Source organism: Rhodococcus ruitaii, assembly GCF_055230935.1.
The window spans coordinates 250,019-268,140 of sequence record NZ_JBUYWC010000009.1 but is presented as its reverse complement, the minus strand read 5'-3'; the positions used below and the strand labels follow the sequence as shown (position 1 = coordinate 268,140).

The 18,122-nt window shown below is 65.8% G+C and carries 15 protein-coding genes; 1 reads left to right on the top strand and 14 read right to left on the bottom strand.

What is annotated here, in order from left to right; all coding sequences use genetic code 11:
* Nucleotides 1–2: 2 nt before the first annotated feature.
* Both ACZI8W_RS14085 and ACZI8W_RS14080 read right to left on the bottom strand, forming a co-directional pair.
* Nucleotides 3–1,415, bottom strand: coding sequence for a WS/DGAT/MGAT family O-acyltransferase (locus tag ACZI8W_RS14085; protein ID WP_463369104.1), 1,413 nt, complete (start codon nucleotides 1,413–1,415; stop codon nucleotides 3–5).
* Nucleotides 1,412–1,912 (bottom strand): HAD-IA family hydrolase, encoded by a 501-nt coding sequence (locus ACZI8W_RS14080; protein WP_463369103.1) that lies wholly within the window; start codon nucleotides 1,910–1,912, stop codon nucleotides 1,412–1,414. Before ACZI8W_RS14080 ends, ACZI8W_RS14085 begins: the two co-directional genes overlap by 4 nt.
* Nucleotides 1,913–2,187: 275 nt before the next feature.
* On the opposite strand from ACZI8W_RS14080, the gene ACZI8W_RS14075 reads away from it, so the two are divergent.
* Nucleotides 2,188–2,550 (top strand): Rv3235 family protein, encoded by a 363-nt coding sequence (locus ACZI8W_RS14075; RefSeq protein ID WP_463369102.1) that lies wholly within the window; start codon nucleotides 2,188–2,190, stop codon nucleotides 2,548–2,550.
* Between the two features lie 21 nt (nucleotides 2,551–2,571).
* On the opposite strand, the gene secA is transcribed toward ACZI8W_RS14075, so the two are convergent.
* The 12 genes from secA to ACZI8W_RS14015 form a co-directional block, all read right to left on the bottom strand.
* Nucleotides 2,572–5,409 (bottom strand): preprotein translocase subunit SecA, encoded by a 2,838-nt coding sequence (gene secA / locus ACZI8W_RS14070; protein ID WP_463369130.1) that lies wholly within the window; start codon nucleotides 5,407–5,409, stop codon nucleotides 2,572–2,574.
* A gap of 185 nt (nucleotides 5,410–5,594) precedes the next feature.
* On the bottom strand, nucleotides 5,595–6,251 hold the full coding sequence (gene hpf / locus ACZI8W_RS14065; RefSeq protein WP_463369129.1) for a ribosome hibernation-promoting factor, HPF/YfiA family: 657 nt from the start codon (nucleotides 6,249–6,251) through the stop codon (nucleotides 5,595–5,597).
* 228 nt (nucleotides 6,252–6,479) lie between these two features.
* Nucleotides 6,480–7,124: a ComF family protein gene (locus ACZI8W_RS14060; RefSeq protein ID WP_463369101.1), complete on the bottom strand. Its 645-nt coding sequence runs from the start codon at nucleotides 7,122–7,124 to the stop codon at nucleotides 6,480–6,482.
* A 30-nt stretch (nucleotides 7,125–7,154) separates the two neighbouring features.
* Entirely contained in the window at nucleotides 7,155–8,939 is a 1,785-nt protein-coding gene (lpqB, locus tag ACZI8W_RS14055) for an MtrAB system accessory lipoprotein LpqB (protein ID WP_463369100.1), read from the bottom strand.
* Nucleotides 8,936–10,690 carry an MtrAB system histidine kinase MtrB gene (gene mtrB / locus ACZI8W_RS14050; RefSeq protein WP_463369128.1) on the bottom strand — a complete coding sequence of 585 codons (1,755 nt, stop codon included), beginning with the start codon at nucleotides 10,688–10,690 and terminating at the stop codon, nucleotides 8,936–8,938. The genes lpqB and mtrB overlap by 4 nt, the downstream gene beginning before the upstream one ends.
* A 50-nt stretch (nucleotides 10,691–10,740) precedes the next feature.
* A complete protein-coding gene (gene mtrA / locus ACZI8W_RS14045) occupies nucleotides 10,741–11,418 on the bottom strand; it encodes an MtrAB system response regulator MtrA (RefSeq protein WP_463369099.1) in 678 nt (225 codons plus the stop codon).
* A gap of 5 nt (nucleotides 11,419–11,423) precedes the next feature.
* Entirely contained in the window at nucleotides 11,424–12,089 is a 666-nt protein-coding gene (locus ACZI8W_RS14040) for a dTMP kinase (protein WP_463369098.1), read from the bottom strand.
* Between the two features lie 28 nt (nucleotides 12,090–12,117).
* On the bottom strand, nucleotides 12,118–13,587 hold the full coding sequence (gene ahcY / locus ACZI8W_RS14035) for an adenosylhomocysteinase (protein ID WP_463369097.1): 1,470 nt from the start codon (nucleotides 13,585–13,587) through the stop codon (nucleotides 12,118–12,120).
* A gap of 186 nt (nucleotides 13,588–13,773) precedes the next feature.
* Nucleotides 13,774–15,018: a mannose-6-phosphate isomerase, class I gene (gene manA, locus ACZI8W_RS14030; protein WP_463369096.1), complete on the bottom strand. Its 1,245-nt coding sequence runs from the start codon at nucleotides 15,016–15,018 to the stop codon at nucleotides 13,774–13,776.
* Nucleotides 15,018–16,100 (bottom strand): tobH protein, encoded by a 1,083-nt coding sequence (locus ACZI8W_RS14025; protein WP_463369095.1) that lies wholly within the window; start codon nucleotides 16,098–16,100, stop codon nucleotides 15,018–15,020. Before ACZI8W_RS14025 ends, manA begins: the two co-directional genes overlap by 1 nt.
* Nucleotides 16,101–16,193: 93 nt before the next feature.
* Nucleotides 16,194–17,564, bottom strand: coding sequence for a phosphomannomutase/phosphoglucomutase (locus ACZI8W_RS14020; RefSeq protein WP_463369094.1), 1,371 nt, complete (start codon nucleotides 17,562–17,564; stop codon nucleotides 16,194–16,196).
* 77 nt (nucleotides 17,565–17,641) lie between these two features.
* Nucleotides 17,642–18,037 (bottom strand): DUF3499 domain-containing protein, encoded by a 396-nt coding sequence (locus ACZI8W_RS14015; RefSeq protein WP_463369093.1) that lies wholly within the window; start codon nucleotides 18,035–18,037, stop codon nucleotides 17,642–17,644.
* Nucleotides 18,038–18,122: the final 85 nt, after the last annotated feature.

Sequence of the window (18,122 nt, the reverse complement as noted above, 5' to 3'; positions counted from 1 at the left end):
TCTCACCTACTGGCATCCAACAACTCCTCGAGCGATTCGTGCAGTAATGATGCGAGGACATCCACGTCGGGCATGGCATCGCGGTCTGCATTCAAACCGTAGTAGATGTTGCCGTCGTACGATGTGAGGGCAACGCTGAGCGCCTGCGTCTTGAGCAACGGCGACACCGGATACATCGCCAGAACCCGTGCCCCCGCAAGATAGAGAGCGTGCTGCGGGCCGGGTGCGTTGGTGATCATGAGATTGAACATCCGCTGCGAGAATCCCGTCGCGACCCGGGCCCCCACCGCGTGCATCGTGGCGGGCGCGAAACCCGACAGCCGGATCATCGTCTGTGCGGCGATCCTGCGCCGCTGCCGCGAATAGGCTTCACCCGCGTGGGCGATGTGCGACAGGCGCACCACCGCATTCGGCTCACCGACCGGCAGATCCACCAGGAACGAGGACACCTCTCCCTGGGGGTGGACCTGGATGGTGTCGCTGTCACCGGCCGACCCCTCCGGCTCCTGCGTGTAGACCGACATCGGCACTATCGCGCGTACGGTGGTGGCCTCGGTGACCGGCTCCCCGCGGGACAACAGCCAGTAACGCAACGCACCCGCGATGACGGCGAGGACCACGTCGTTGATCGTGCAACCGTAGCGCGCACGAATCTTCCGATAGGGATCGAGGCCGGAGTGCACGACCGTGAACCGGCGGCTACGTGAGATCGGGGCATTCAACGGCGATTCCGGCGCGGACTGCGCGGCAGTGCGCGCGAGCCTGCCCACCACGTCGACCGTCTCCGAGACCGTCGACGCGAAATCATCGAGCGCCGTGCGCACCGCTGCCACTGCTTCACCGGGCCGCGCCACCAAGTCGGCGAGTGCACCCACCAGCAGCGCGGTGTCCGACGGCTCCTGCTCGGGCATCCAGAGTTCCTCGGGAACCTCGCGTGGCTCGGGGGTGCGGTCGAAGAGCACCTGCCCGATCTCGAGGGAATCCTCGCCGTCGACGAGCGAGGAGTGGGATTTGGTGAACAACGCGACCCGACCGTCGGCGAGGCCTTCGACGAGATACATCTCCCACAGTGGGCGTGTGCGATCGAGGGGACGGGAAACCAGACGCGCGATCAAGTCGAACAGTTGCTCGTCCGATCCTGGCCGGGGCAACGCCGAGCGTCGTACGTGATAGGTGATGTCGAAATCCTGATCGTCGACCCAGACCGGACGCGCCAGACCGAACGCTACTTCGCGAACCTTCTGCCGATATCTCGAGACTTCCGGAAGACGCTTCTCGACGAGCCGGACGACACTCTCGTACTCGAGTCCACCTTCCGGAGGTTCGAGGATGGCCAACGATCCGATGTGCATCGGAGTAGTGCTGGTCTCCAGGTAGTAGAACGATGCATCCTGCGCCGTCATGCGGTTCGTCATACCGAAGCGCCCCCCTCGATCCCGTCTGCATCGTCCGATGCTCCATCGACACTGAAGAGTACGGCCAACTCCGCCCTCGTTGCGCGCGCAACGTCGTGGTGGACACCGACCATCCCGACCGCGGCGGCGGCGCGCACGTTCACGACGAGATCGTCGACGAACACGCAGTGCGACGGTTCCAGAGCCAACCGTCGTGCGGCCAGGAGATAACTCCGTGAGTCGGGTTTCGCGACGCCGACGTCGCCGGACAGGATGACCTCGTCGACCATGCGGCCCGATCCGAGGTGACGCAGAGAACGCGCACCCGGCCCGGAACCACCGGGATCGTTACTCAGGATCGCCGTGCGCACGCCTTGGCGACGCAACTGGGCGACCATCGTCCACAGCGCGTCTGCCTCCGTACCCGGACCGGCAAGAACACCCCCGAAGTCCAAGATCAATCCACGCAGCACCGTTTCTCCCCTGTCCCCGACCGTGTCGCCGAGTCCCCTCCGCAACGATATGCCACGATAGGCCTGGTTCCGTCCTCTCCCGGAGCCCAACACCGACCGGCATTCGCCGGCCGGTTCCAGTCGACGCTCCGGGAGTTCTGCCAATGTCACGTCCACAGTCCGGCCGCTTCATCCAACCCGTTCCACACTTCGAACCCCCGGTTCAGGATCCCTGCACCGGCCATCGTCCGAGTGTCCTGCGCCGAACCACGCCGCACTCCGGTCGGTCCGGGCGAATCCGCACCCGTACCGCCGCGGATCGGCGTCGACCGCACCACTCAGTGGAACAACCGACGCAGGGTCACACCCTCAGCGTCGATCCGAGCGCGCGCCGATTCGCAGACCTCGCCGTGCGGCTCGTACTCGAAGTCGTAGACGGCCGCCGACCGGACGCCCAACTCTCGACGGTCCTCACCCCGGCGCTGGTCACGACCTTCAGTGCGGCGCGTCGTGCGCGAACCGAAGCGGACTCGGCCGTTGTGCTCCGCGCACGCCTGCAGACGATCGATGCCCGCACGGCAGAATTGTTCGGGTCGTATGCGCGCGGACATCGAGTGTTCGCGATGGCCGGACGAATGGTGCGCACACCGGCGCGCGGACACACCCGTCACGGCTGGGTCATCACTACCCTGTGGCTCGGCTGAACGGGATCACCCGAGACGCGATCAGCCCTGCCGATTCGTCTTGGCCTCCCTGCGGGCAGCGGCACGGCGTTCCCGGCGCGTCCCGCCCTGCTGGGGGGCTGCCCCCTCGTTCGGGCCGGCGCTCCGGGCGACGTGCGCGCGACCGTCCTCTGCCGGTCCGGTGTACGTGAGTCGACGCTCGGTTTCGTCGAGTCCCTTCGCTCGCAGCGCCGTCGGAGCGGGTTGCTGCCGGGGCACGGGTTGCTGCTGAGGCGCGCGTTGCTGCTGGGGTTGTAGCCGTTGAGGCTGCTGGGGCTGCTGGGGCTGCTGGGCAGGTTTGGCCATCGACGGTGCGTTGCGGGCAGCCGCAGCCGCGGACGCGGGGGTGACGGCAACTCCGCCTCCGGCTGCCTGCGCCTGGGTCGCGTTCGCCTCGACCTGCAGGTTGAACAGGAACCCGACCGACTCCTCCTTGAGGCCCTCGAGCATCCCCGTGAACATGTCGAAGCCTTCGCGCTGATACTCGACGAGGGGGTCGCGCTGAGCCATCGCCCGCAACCCGATGCCCTCCTTGAGGTAGTCCATCTCGTAGAGATGCTCGCGCCACTTGCGGTCGAGAACCGAAAGCAGCACCCGCCGCTCGAGTTCGCGCATCGCGTCGTCACCGGCAATGCCCTCGATCTCGGACTCGCGACGCGCGTATGCCTCGCGTGCGTCCTGCAACAGGATCTCGCGCAGCTCATTGCGGTCGAGATCCTCGTTCTCCGCAACGAGCTTCTTGTAGTCCACGGTGACGGGGTAGAGCGTCTTGAGCGCAGTCCACAGCTGCTCGAGGTCCCAGTCCTCGACGTAGCCCTCAGCAGCGGCGCCGTCGACGTACGCGGTGACGACATCCGTGAGCATGCGCTCAACCTGACCTTCGAGATCCTCGCCACGCAGAATCCGGCGACGCTCCTCGTAGATGACGGTGCGCTGCTGGTTCATCACCTCGTCGTACTTGAGGACATTCTTGCGGATCTCGTAGTTCTGCTGCTCGACCTGCGTCTGTGCGCTCTTGATGGCCTTCGACACCATCTTCGCCTCGATCGGGACGTCGTCCGGCAGGTTGAGCCGGGTCATGATCGATTCGAGTGCCGCGCCGTTGAAGCGCCGCATCAGCTCATCGCCGAGCGACAGGTAGAACCGGGACTCACCTGGATCGCCCTGACGACCGGAACGACCACGCAGCTGATTGTCGATACGTCGCGACTCGTGTCGCTCGGTGCCGAGGACGTACAGTCCGCCGGCTTCACGCACCCGCTCTGCGTCTGCCTTGACCTCGGCCTTGATCTGCTCGAGGGTCCGGTCCCACGCGGCCTCGTACTCCTCCGGCGTGGTGACCGGATCCAGACCACGCTTCCGCAACGCGATGTCGGCAAGGATGTCGGGGTTGCCGCCGAGCACCACGTCGGTGCCACGGCCCGCCATGTTGGTCGCCACAGTGACCGCACTCGCCCGGCCGGCCTCCGCGATGATCTGCGCTTCCTGCTCGTGGAACTTCGCGTTGAGGACGCTGTGCTGCACGCCCTTCTTGGTGAACTGCTTCGACAGGTACTCCGAACGTTCGACGCTGGTAGTACCGATCAGGACGGGCTGGCCGTTGCGGTGCCGCTCGACGACGTCATCCACCACGGCAGCGAACTTCGCTTCTTCGGACTTGTAGATGAGGTCGCCCTGGTCCACACGGATCATCGGGCGGTTGGTCGGGATCGGGATGACACCGAGGTCGTAGATCTGGTGGAGTTCGGCTGCTTCGGTCTCGGCTGTACCGGTCATGCCCGAGAGCTTGTCGTAGAGCCGGAAGTAGTTCTGCAGCGTGATGGTGGCGAGGGTCTGATTCTCTGCCTTGATCTCGACCTTTTCCTTGGCCTCGATCGCCTGGTGCATGCCCTCGTTGTAGCGGCGGCCGGACAGCACACGTCCGGTGAACTCGTCGACGATGACGACCTCTCCGTCGCGGACGATGTAGTCCTTGTCCTTGGTGTAGAGCTCTTTCGCCTTGATCGCGTTGTTGAGGTAGCTGACCAGCGGAGAGTTGGCCGCCTCGTACAGATTGTCGATACCGAGCTGATCTTCGACGAATTCGACGCCGGCCTCGTGCACACCGATGGTGCGCTTCTTGATGTCCACTTCGTAGTGGACATCGACCTTCAGCATCGGCACGATGCGCGCGAACTCCGCATACCACTTACTCGAGGCGTCGGCCGGACCCGAGATGATCAGCGGGGTACGGGCCTCGTCGATGAGGATCGAGTCGACCTCGTCGACGACAGCGAAATTGTGCCCGCGCTGCACCAGGTCGTCGAGTGAGTGCGTCATGTTGTCGCGCAGGTAGTCGAAACCGAACTCGTTGTTCGTGCCGTACGTGATGTCGGCCGCATATGCAGAGCGCCGCTGGGCCGGGGTGAGGCCGGAGAGGATCACGTCGGTGTCGAGACCGAGGAACCGGTGGACACGTCCCATCCACTCGGAGTCGCGCTTGGCGAGGTAGTCGTTGACAGTGACCACGTGGACGCCGTCACCGGTCAGAGCATTGAGGTAGGCCGGAAGAACACAGGTGAGGGTTTTGCCCTCACCGGTCTTCATCTCGGCGATATTGCCGAAGTGCAAGGCGGCACCACCCATGATCTGCACGGTGTAGTGCTTCTGGCCGATGACGCGGGACGACGCTTCCCGAGCCGTCGCGAACGCCTCCGGAAGCAGGTCATCGATAGTCTCGCCGTCCTGCAAACGACCACGGAACTCTGCGGTTTTGGCCTGCAGCTCCGCATCGGTCAGGCTTTCGAACTCCGGGGCGATGGATTCGACGTGCTCTGCGATGTGCTTGAGCCGCTTGAGCATGCGACCTTCACCGAATCGGAGCAGCTTCGTCAGCGACAGCACTGGTGTGTTCGTCCTCAATCTCGGGTACCTGCACGGACAATGAAATCCGGCCGAGGCCTTTCGGACCCCGGCCGGATTCCATGGTAGGCGTTCTCTCGAATGAACGGCGATAGCGACTACCTCACCGCCGTCTCAGACGGATGTCATCCGAGTCTGAGCAACCCGTAGTCGAACGCATGACGGCGGTATACCACCGATGGCTTGTCGGTCTCTTTGTCATGGAAGAGGTAGAAGTCGTGACCCACGAGTTCCATCTCGTACAACGCGTCGTCGACCGTCATCGGATCCGCCGTGTGTTCCTTCGTGCGGACGATCCGGCCGGGCCCTTCCGGCTCCGGTTCGTGTCTGTCGAGGCTCAGGTCCGGCGAGATCCCGAGAGAATCGTCTTGCGCGAGCTCTGCCGTTGCTTCTGCCACCGACACCGGGGTCTTGTCGCCGTAGGACACCTTGCGGCGATCCTTCGTCCGACGCAACCGAGATTCGAGCTTGGCGGTCACCGATTCGAACGCAGCGTAGAAGCTGTCGGCCGCAGCTTCCGCGCGGACGACGGGCCCTTTCCCTCGGGCGGTGATCTCGACCCTCTGACAACTCTTCATCTGGCGGCGGTTGCGTTCGTGCTGGAGTTCGACGTCGAACAGGAAGATCGTCGGGTCGAACCGTTCGAGCCGAGCCAGCTTCTCCGACACGTAGATCCGGAAATGATCTGGGACCTCGACGTTGCGGCCTTTCACCACGACGTCGGCGTTCACGGTCTGCGGAGCGGAGTCGCCTGCCTCGGCGACCACGTCGGTGGAATTCAAAGGGGTCGTCACTCGTACCTCCCGCGTACGGCCGGTGCAGCACGCGCACCGGCAGGATCGATGAGCGCCTTCGGCGCCCTGCCCGGAACAGGGAAGATCGAGTGTTTCTACCCGTCTACCTTGTTGTTTCCGGGTCTGAGGCCGACGGTAGTACGTAACCGGAAGGTGCGCCACTGTTCCGATCGAATTCACTTCTTCGGCACCCTGTCGCCTACCACACAGATGCCGTCAGGCACGTGCGATCACCAGAACTCCGGACGTCCGAAACCCCGCCTTTCGGAGCACTCGGACAGCCTCCGTCGTGGTCGCTCCGGTCGTGACGATGTCGTCGAGCACGAGCACGGGAAGTCCACGCGGCATCGACTCGGCACGAATCGAGATCCGTCCGGCGAGATTGGTCTGTCGTTGCGCCGCGGACAGCCCCACCGAGTCGCGCACCCCGGTACCCGTGACCAACATCGGATGCACGTGAAGCGACGGGTCGTGCATGGCCGCGCAGCGGGCCATCCGCGTGACCGGGTCGCCTCCTCGCGCACGCGCGACCCGGGCGCGGGTCGGGGCAGGCACCACGATGAGCGGCCCGTCAGGAAGCTCACCCCACCGTCGCACACGAGCGATTGCGACCGCTGCAGCCAGGCCGAGCGGTGTCGCGAGGTCGCGGCGACCACGCTCCTTGGCCGTGATGACAGCCCTGCGTCGAGCACCCGAGTACGTCCCGAGCGCCCACACCGGCACCCCCGGATCGACACGCACACGCACCTGCGCCGGTGGGTCGTTCAGCTCGCGGGCACAGTCACGGCACCACGGCACCCCCGGCGAGTCGCAGCCGCCGCAGCGGACCGGGAGCACGAGATCGAGCAACGTCGACAGCACCCGCACAGTGTGCCTACCCGGTACGACAGATCAGCCCGGTAATACCGGCACGGCGGTCAACCCGGCCAGGCCCGGAACCTCCCGCCAGTAACGATCTCCCGCGGGATCGCTGTTGTTGAGCTGGAACACCGCTCTCGTGTCGGCAACGTACTCGGTGGTTGTCGACGCCTCGACCGCGACGACCGGAGGTGTCAGGTTGCGACTCGGAAGCGCATCCATTCGTGACCCGTCGATTGCGATCTGAACGACCGGGATGTCGGACGCCGAGCGGGAGACCACGACGGTGTCGGCGGTACTCCAGTCCAACGAGAGTGCGGGGCCACCCAGGTCGAACGCGATCTCGCGTGGGCTCGTCAACGAGAACTCGCCGTTCGGGGTCTGCACCACGATCGCGATATAGACACGCCCGTCGACGATCATCGCGGCACGCACGCCGTCGCGTGACAGACGCAACTCGCTGATGCGGCCGCCGAGCGCGCGAATCGCTCCGGCTTCGACCCCCACCACCGTGACCCGGCCGCTCCCAGGTTCCCTGACTGCCCTCACAGCTGCAGTGCCGTTCACAACCGCCCACACGGAATTGCTGTCGGGCGCCCAAGACGGCCGCGTGATCGATTCCCCTTCGACCGCCGGCTCGGGTGATCCGTCGTTGTAGGCACCGACCACGAGTTCCGCAGCGGGTTCCGGTGCCGGCCGACCGGTATCGGCCACCGCCGCCAGAAGCGCACCGTCCCGTGACATCCCGACCGAGCGAAGGTTGTCGACCGATCCGAAGAAGCCCTGCACCGGGGTGACGCCGGTCTCTGCGACACTGACCAGACTGCCGCCGAGCAGAGCATGCAACCCGAGGGGCGTCCCCGAGGTCGCGAGGGGATTCATCGATGCCACATCTGCGGTGGTCCACCCGTTCGGATAGCGCTCGTCGAGCGGCTGCCCGTCGGCGAGCAGGACGTACGGTCCCGCGATCTCGGCGTTGGCCAAGGTCCAGATCACTTGGGCCGCCAGAAGTTCCCGAGCCGGTTCTGTCAGCGCCGCAAGTCCGCCGAAATCCAACCGGATCCCGCCCAGCCCCACACCGACCTGACCGGTCCGACCGTCCGCCTTGGTGATCGACCCGAGGATTCTTGCATCGGCCAGCTCGTTGTGGACCGCCGGGGCAAGCGAGGGTTTTGGACCTTCGACGAGAAGACCGATCAGCTGTGTCGCCGCCTGCTCGGGTGTTCCGGAGATCCATCGGGGATCGGGAACGACGGTGCTGCCGTCGGGTGTGGCGAAGTACAGCGACCGACGCTGATAGCTGTTGAGGAACCGGGGCTTGTCCATGATCACGCCCGGCGGCATCTGGTCGATCCGCCATTCGCCGTCGTCCCGGACCAGCGTGAACCTCGCCTCGAGATCACCGCTGTCGGCGCGGTAGAGGCCGCCTTCCTCGAGATGTCCGACGATGTTCGCGCGCACGACGTACGTCGCGCTGTCGTTGTCACGTTCGTCGGCCAGCACATCGACCTTGTCCACGATCGTGGCGCTGGCCGCATCGTCCCACCGACCCGACATCTCCGCTGTGAGGAATTGACGGGCGGCGACGTGGCGATTGGCGGGGTCGGTATTCGCCTGGAGGAAATCACGGAGGAGCAGGTCGGGTTCGCGTCCCGGTTCGGGCGCAGGGACCTCCGTCGTCGCGGGCCCCCGGTCGATCGTCCCGATGGCCTGGGGTGACGAGGAATCGGGGAGACTCGCACAACCCGACACCACCAATGCGAGCGCCGACAGCAAGACGATCACCGGGCCGAGGACACGTGAACGCGAGCGGCTCATGTCGCGGCTCCTTCGGATGGTGCGGGCTCGTTCGTTCCCGCGCTGCCGTTCGTGCCGGCCCCATGGGTCGGGCTGCTCTGTCCAGGTTGTGCGCTGTGGTCAGGAGCTGCGCTGTGGTCAGGAGCTGCCGCGTGCTCGACGACTCCGTTCTCGACTTCTGGCACGGCCGGGGGCGGCTTGCCCTGGACCGCATGAACCGCTGTGGGCACGAGCGGAAGCGGGCTCCGGCCCGCCTTACGCCCCCGAACGCGCGGCAGCGTCAACCGGAAGCTCGCGCCCCGGCCCTGTTCCCCCCAGGCCTCCAGTTTCCCGTTGTGCAGATTCGCGTCCTCGACGCTGATCGCCAGCCCCAAGCCGGTTCCACCCGAACGTCGCACCCGCGACGGGTCGGACCGCCAGAACCGGTTGAAGACGAGTTTCTCCTCACCCGGACGCAGACCGACACCTTGGTCGCGCACAACGAACGCGGCGGCATTGTCGTCGGCGCGCAATCGCAGCAGGATCGGTTTGCCCTCGCCGTGATCGATGGCGTTCGCGAGCAGATTGCGCAGGATCCGCTCGACGCGGCGCGGATCGACGTCCGCGTCGACGGCCTCGTCGGGCAGGTCCACGATCAATTCGGTGGCCGTCTCACGCGCGAGGTGACGGACCGTTCCGATCGCTGCCCGCGCGCACATGCGCAGGTCGAGTTGCTCGGACGCGAGTTCCGCGACCCCGGCGTCGTGGCGGCTGATCTCCAGCAGATCGTTCAGCAGCGACTCGAACCTGTCGAGTTCGGCGACCAGTAGCTCGGAGGCACGCTTGAGTGAGGGATCCAGTTCGTCGCTGCCGTCGTGAATGAGATCGGCAGCCATCCGGACCGTGGTCAGCGGCGTGCGGAGCTCATGACTGACGTCGGATGTGAACCGCTTCTGCAGATTTCCGTATTCTTCGAGCTGAGTGATCTGCCGCGACAGGCTCTCTGCCATCTCGTTGAAAGACATCGCCAAGCGCGCGATGTCGTCCTCACCGCGCACCGGCATGCGTTCCTTGAGCCGGCCGTCCGCAAAACGCACCGCGATACGCGATGCCGATCGAATGGGCAGAACAACCTGCCGGGCGACGATCATCGAGATCGCCGCCAGCAACACCAGGAGTACGCCGGCGCCGACGAGAAGAGTTCCGCGGACCAGCGCCAGCGTGTTCTCCTCACCGCCCAGGGGAAACACCAGATACAGCTCGAGAGTCGAGATGTCGGACTCGGTCGGACTGCCCACGATCAATGCCGGACCGGAATACCCGTCCGGGTCGTCGACCGTCGCGAATTGATACGCGATCTGATCGTTCTGGACGAACGCGCGCAGATTCTGCGGGATCTGATCGGCCGCACCGCTCGCCGTCGGCGCCCGCGGTCCGTCGCCGGGAACGATGAGCACCGGGTCGAAGGTACCGGCGACACCCGTGTCCTGTCCCGCATCGCTGCCCCTGTTGGTCAGGGTCGCGGCGGCGCCGTCGAGCCGGACGGTCAGCGAGCCGGAATCATCTGCTCCCGCCAGCTGAGCTTCGACCAGTGCGCGGGAGCGCTCCATCTCTTCGGTGGCCGCATCGATCTTGACTTCGAGGAGCCGGTCGGTGATCTGGCTCGTGAGGACGACGCCCAGCACGAGCATCACGATCAACGACAGAGTAAGGGTCGATGCGACGACCCTCAGCTGCAGTGATCGACGCCAAGTCTGCGCGAGCCCATGACTCAGCGTGCGTGACCACCTCAGCAGCGGCAGAGTTCTCCGTGTGATCCTCCGCCGCAGACGGTAACCACGGATCACGGCGGTCCGGCCTTGTAGCCGACCCCCCGGACAGTCAGCACGACCTCGGGGTTCTCGGGATCCTTCTCGACCTTCGCGCGCAGACGCTGCACGTGAACGTTCACCAGGCGGGTGTCAGCAGCATGCCGGTATCCCCACACCTGCTCGAGCAACACCTCACGGGTGAACACCTGCCGCGGCTTCCGCGCGAGTGCGACGAGGAGATCGAACTCGAGCGGGGTGAGAGAGACCTGCTCGTCTCCGCGGCTGACCTTGTGCGCGGGAACGTCGATCGAGATCTCGCCGATGGAGAGCATCTCGGCGGGTTCCTGCTCGGTCCGGCGCAGTCGTGCCCGCACCCGTGCGACGAGTTCTTTCGGCTTGAACGGCTTGACGATGTAATCGTCGGCACCCGATTCGAGGCCGAGAACCACATCGACGGTGTCCGACTTCGCCGTGAGCATCACGATGGGCACGCCCGAATCCGACCGGAGCACCCTGCACACGTCGATCCCGTTCATGCCCGGCAACATCAGATCGAGCAGGACGAGGTCGGGGCGGATCTCACGTACTGCCCCCAGAGCCTGAGTCCCGTCGCCCACCACGAACGGCTCGAACCCTTCACCACGCAGGACGATCGTGAGCATCTCTGCGAGAGCAGAATCGTCGTCGACAACCAGAATCCTCGGCTTCATGACCTCTATCGTGTCACTCCTTGACCGTTGTGAAGCAGATTTGAGATCTGAACGGCGAGTTGTTGCGGGTCGGAATCCGGTCCGGCCACAATCCACTCCGACGCCCACCGCTGCGCAGCGAGCCCGTCGTACACCGCACCGGTGCGCGCCTGCAGGTCGCCGTCACGCTCGTAGACATCACGATCGCGCGTGGAATCTGCGGCCTCCCGCGTGCGTGCGCGCTCGGCCGCGAGACTCACGGGGACCCGCAGCAGCACTTGCAGATCCGGAGTAGGAAGACCGAACCTGCCGAACTCGAGTTCGCGCACCCACTCGACGGACACCCCCGATGCCGACTCGTGGTGCCGCGCAGCGGTGTACGCGGCGTTCGACGCCACATAACGATCGAGCAGCACGATGTCGTTGTCGGCAAGGAGTTTTCGGATCGCGTCCGCCGCGTCACGACGATCCAACGCCCACAGCAGGGCCATCGCCTCGATGCTCGAGGCGGTGTCGCCGTGCCCGCCACGTAGTGCCTCGGCGCCCAGATCCGCGTGCACGGACTGCCCGTATCGCGGGAATGCGAGCGTTGCCACCGACGAACCACGCGCACGCCAAGCCTCGACGAGGCCGGCGGACAACGTCCGTTTGCCGGCTCCGTCGAGACCTTCGACGACGATCAGAACACCCATACGAATACGCGTCCCCGGGTTCTCGGTGTCAGTACCGGTAGTGCTCGGGCTTGTACGGGCCCTCGACGTCGACACCGATGTACTCGGCCTGATCCTTGGTCAGCTTGGTGAGCTCGCCACCGAGGGCCTCGACGTGGATCCGTGCCACCTTCTCGTCGAGATGTTTGGGCAGGCGGTAGACCTCGTTGTCGTACTCGTCGGGCTTCGTCCACAGTTCGACCTGCGCGATCACCTGGTTCGCGAAGGAGTTGGACATGACGAACGACGGGTGACCCGTGGCATTGCCGAGATTCAGCAGACGCCCCTCGGACAGCACGATGATCGTGTGCCCGTCGGCGAAACGGAACTCGTCGACCTGCGGCTTGATGTTGATCCGCGTGACATCGGCGGCACGTTCGAGCCCCGCCATGTCGATCTCGTTGTCGAAGTGACCGATGTTGCCCAGGATCGCCTGGTGCTTCATCGCCTTCATGTGCTCGAAGGTGATGATGTCCTTGTTGCCTGTCGAGGTGATCACGATGTCGGCCCGGCCGATGAAGCCCTCGACGGTGACGACGTCGAAGCCGTCCATCATCGCCTGCAGGGCGTTGATGGGGTCGACCTCGGTGACGGACACGCGTGCACCCTGGCCACGCAGCGCCTCGGCGCAGCCCTTACCGACGTCGCCGTAGCCACAGACCAACGCTGCCTTGCCGCCGATCAGGACGTCGGTGCCGCGGTTGATGCCATCGAGCAGCGAGTGGCGGGTTCCGTACTTGTTGTCGAACTTGCTCTTGGTGACCGAGTCGTTGACGTTGATCGCGGGGAACACCAGTTCACCCGCCGCCGACAGCTGGTAGAGCCGCAACACACCCGTCGTCGTCTCTTCGGTGACGCCTTTGACGGACTCGGCGATCGTCGACCACTTCTTCGAATCTGCTGCGAGCGACTCGCGGAGCAACTGCAGGAACACCTGGTACTCGGCGGAGTCCTGTTCTTCGTCCGTCGGCGGCACGACGCCCGCCTTCTCGAACTGGGCTCCCTTGAGGACGAGCATCGTGGCGTCACCACCGTCGTCGAGAATCATGTTGGCTGCCTGGCCGGGCCAGGTGAGCATCTGCTCGGCCGCCCACCAGTACTCCCCCAGGGTTTCCCCTTTCCAGGCGAAGACAGGCACACCCTTCGGCTCCGCGGGCGTGCCGTGCGGGCCCACGACCACGGCGGCCGCGGCATGGTCCTGCGTGGAGAAGATGTTGCACGACGCCCACCGGACCTCCGCGCCGAGCGACACAAGCGTCTCGATCAAGACCGCGGTCTGCACCGTCATGTGCAGCGAACCCGAGATCCGCGCACCTTTCAGGGGCTGGACCTCGGCGTACTCGCGGCGCAGCGCCATCAACCCGGGCATCTCGTGCTCGGCCAGGCGGATCTCTTTACGGCCGAACTCGGCCAGCGACAGATCGGCGACCTTGAAATCGAGCCCGTTGATCTGGTCGGCGACGAGCGTGTTGTCAGACACTGTGCGGATGCCTCTTCCTATCGGCAATCGGTGGATGCCCACCAGGCTATACAACACACGGCAGCACGACGCGCCCCAGCCCGGCTCTCAGGTGATCAGTCCGTCACGGTGAGCAACAGGTCTGCCCTTCTGCCTCGCCGTCGAGCGCGAACGCACGAGCGGTCCGTCCCTCCCGGACCTGTGCTGTCAGGCACTCACAAGTCCGCCCGATCCGGCCCCGAGACGAGCACGGAACACCTGCACATCGGCATCACCCGCACGAATCTCCTGCTTCGGATCGGATGCCGGAAGCCACACCGAGCGGCCCTGCCCCAACTCGATGCGCTCACCACCGCATTCGACCGTGGCCGAACCCGACGTGCACAGCAGGATCTGCGGCCCGCACGGCGCCAGCGACACGCTCTCGCCAGCATCGAGTTCGAGCCTCGACAGAGCGAACTCCGGAGCCGGCGTGCGATACCGCCATTCATGCGGACCCACCGGGTCCGCCTCGAGGATCGGAACCCCGGGCGCACCGAAATCGAGCACCCTCAACAGTTCCGGCACATCGACGTGTTTGGGAGTCAGGCCACCGCGCAGGACGTTGTCCGAGTTCGCCATGATCTCGATGCCCATCCCGTGCAGATAGGCGTGCAGGTTGCCCGCGTCGAGGTACAGGCCCTGCCCCGGTTCGAGGGTGATCCGGTTGAGCAACAACGACGCAAGCACACCCGCGTCACCGGGATAGATCTCGGCGAGCTGCAATGCGGTGCGCACCTCGGCGACGAATTCGCGGGGAGCGTCTCCGGTCGCGAGATACGTCACGCACCCGTCCAGGACACGCGGAACAAGCGCGGAGAGCGCCTGCGCCGGCAACGTGATCCAGGTGGTGAACAGGGCACGGAGTCCGTCGGAGTCCGGCTGGCCCGCAAGCAGGCCCACATAGGGTTCGAGCTCGGGCACACGGAGCGCCTCGAGCAACTCGACGGTGCGCGACGCAGCGCGGAATCCCGCGAGGGCCTCGAAGCGTGTCAACGCGACGACCAGTTCGGGCTTGTGATTCGGGTCGCGGTAATTGCGCACCGACGAGTCGAGCGGCACGCCCAACGACTCCTCGCGTGCGTAGCCCTCAACGGCCTGCGCGGCACTGGGATGCGCCTGCAGCGACAACGGTTCCTCTGCTGCGAGCAACTTCAACAGGAACGGCAACTTCGGGCCGAAGCGTTCGACGATGTCGGCACCCAGCTGCGCGGGCGGATCCTCGTCGAGCAGCTCGAGCAACGACACGGGCGCCTGACCGTCGTCGATCACCCGAGCCGGATCGGCCGGGTGCGCACCGAACCACAGCTCTGCCTCCGGATGATCGGACGGCACGTTCCTGCCGCACAACGTTGCAATGGCAGTGCGGGAGCCCCACGCGTAGGAGCGCACTGCACCTTCGAGACGGTCCACTACCGACCACCGGCCAGTCGCAGATAGGCCGCAGTCATTTCCAGTCGCGCGGTCAGCACCGCCACCTGCTCGAGCACAGGCGGTACCTCACGGGCCTCGAACTCCCCCACAACAGACACCAAGTCCATATCCGGTAGTGCCGCGGCTCGCCGTCGCGCGGCCGGTCGGTCCTCATCCGTACTGAGCACGAATACCCGGACCGGCGCGACCGGCGCGGGCCCGTCCAGTTCCTCGTCGTGGAAGAACGGATCGTAGGTGTCGGCGGCAGCGGTCGAATCGAGCAGACGATCTCGCGCCACCAGCGCGTCCGACAGGGCCGCGGCTGTGGCGATCACACCGGCAACCTGCAAGAGCGAATCCGTGGCGTGTCGTGCCAGGACCGCGGTGGCCGGCGACTCCCCCGCGACGACCACGCGCCTCGACAGCATCCGCACCGCCAGCGCCTTGGCCGGGTTCTCGAAGACCTCGTTCGACGGATGGTCGCGTGCAGACTCGGCGTCGACCGAATCGGCGATCATCCCGAGGTCGGGGAGCGCTCTCCCGAGCCGAGATGCCTCCAGCGATGCCAGCACCGCGCAGAACACAGCGAGATGTCGCGCGAACGCATAGGCCGTCGGGACATGTACGCGGGGCGCGAGCAACGCGGCACGGCCGGCCGACACCGAACGGACGGGACCTTCGTCGGGAGCATCCACCACGACCTCCGCGCTTCGCCGCAGCGCACCGGCGATGGACGCGGCGAGCGTCGGATCGCCCGCGTCGTTTCCGGCGACGACCACGACGTCGAGCGGACCCACCCATGGAGGTGTGGTGGGAGAGGCCACGAGGGGCACAGCACAGTGAGCCGAGAAGAGCGCGACCACGAGTTCCGCTGCGCGACCGGCCCGGACATCACCTCCGACGAGGACGACGCTGCGCGGGTGGATACCGTCCAGCCGGTCGCGCACATGCTCGTCCGCGGCAGCGACGCTCGCGCGAATCTGCGCGCCCCCCAGCGCGGCACTGCGCAGGATTCCGTCGACATCGGCCTCGATCAGGGCGCTCGCGTCATCGAAGTCGAACAGCGGCGAGGGAGCTGTCACGACCGTGTCCCCTTTCTCTCCTCGCAGATTCGAGTCTGCCCGACGCAACGTACGCGCCGGGTACCTCGATTATCGCTGCCATGAATACTTCCGTCACGCACGCACGACGGCCAGGATCTCCTCGACCAGCGCGTCGACCTCTGCACGGGTGGGAGCCTCCACATTGAGCCGCAGCAACGGCTCGGTGTTGGATGCGCGCAGATTGAACCACCGGTTGCCGGGGAGTTCGACGGTGACTCCGTCGAGCCGATCGACGGACCGGGCGCGGTCGGCGAATGCGGCCACCACCGCCTCGCTCCGTTCTGCCGCGTCGGCGACGGTGGAGTTGATCTCGCCCGACCCCTCGTACCGGTTGTACGACGCCATGAGATGGGACAGCGAGCCGTCGTGGTCTGCGAGCGCGGCAAGGACGTGCAGCGCGGCGAGCATGCCGGAGTCGGCGCCCCAGAAGTCGCGGAAGTAGTAGTGGGCGGAGTGCTCCCCGCCGAACACCGCACCGGTCTCAGCCATCTGCTGCTTGATGAACGAGTGCCCGACACGAGTGCGTACCGGTTTCCCGCCGAGCTCCGTGACCAGCTCCGGGACTACACGTGACGTGATCAGGTTGTGGATGATCGTGGCACCCGGTTCCTTGCCGAGTTCACGCTCTGCGACCAGAGCAGTCACCGCGGACGGCGTCACGGGTTCACCGCGCTCGTCGACGACGAAGCAACGGTCCGCGTCGCCGTCGAAGGCGAGGCCCACGTCGGCGCCGGACTCGACGACGAGTCGCTGCAGATCGACCAGATTCGCGGGATCGAGCGGGTTCGCTTCGTGGTTGGGGAAGTTGCCGTCCAGTTCGAAATACAACGGCACCAGATCGATCGGGAGCGAACCGAATGTGGCAGGGACGGTGTGTCCGCCCATCCCGTTGCCGGCGTCGACCGCCACCTTGAGTGGGCGCATCTGCGACAGGTCGACAAGTCCACGCACGAACGACGCGTACTGCTCGAGCACGTCCTGTTCGCCGATCGTGCCGGGAGCGCCGTCGTATGCCGGTACCCCTTCGATCACCTCGGCGGAGATCGTCGCGAGCCCGGTCTCCTGCCCAACCGGCTTCGCTCCGGCACGACACAGTTTGATGCCGTTGTACTGGGCCGGGTTGTGGCTTGCGGTGAACATCGCACCGGGGGCATCGAGGATGCCGGAGGCGAAGTACAGCTGATCAGTGGAGGCGAGGCCGATGAGCACCACATCGAGTCCCTGTGCGACGACGCCCTCGGCAAAAGCACTCGCCAGTGTCGGGGACGACTCTCGCATATCGTGCCCGATCACCACTCGGCGTGCGGCGCTGTCGTCCCGGACGAGACGCGCGAACGACGCACCGACCTCGCGGACGAACTCCTCGTCGATCTGCGCCCCCACCACGCCGCGAACGTCGTACGCCTTGATCACGGCTGCAACCGATTCGGCAGATCTCGCCACTGTTTCCGCTCCTGATCGTCGAACTGCACCGCGCCCTCCTCGTGGCGCAGATCCGCAATCAGCCTAGTGCGACGGAGTCAGCTCGTGGGATCGGGCAGCACCCGTAGGTGGCCTCGGCGGCCGGTACGTGCGGTCGACGGAACCGCCGCGCGCGGAGCGGCCTCGGCTTCGGCCGGATCCACTTCGGCACGCTCGCGTTCGCCCATGCCTGCCTCGCGTACCGCTTCGGCGAGGGCGGTGAGATCGTCCTCGTCCGGGGTCGCGGTGTCGAACGCCCCCTCGTATCGGACGAGTTCCCAGCCCTTCGGCGCGGTAATCCTCGATCCGTGTGTTTCGCACAGATCCCACGAGTGTGGCTCTGCGACCGTGGCCAAGGGCCCCACGACCGCGGTCGAGTCCGAATACACGTAGGTCAGCGTCGCAACAGCAGGGTTCTTGCACCCAGGCCGGCAGCATCGACGCAGTGATCTCACGCATCGGAGCGTAGCGTGTCGCCGGCCCCGGGACTAACCGGACACACCGGGGAGCATCCCTCCGTTTTCCTCTGTCGTAATGTCC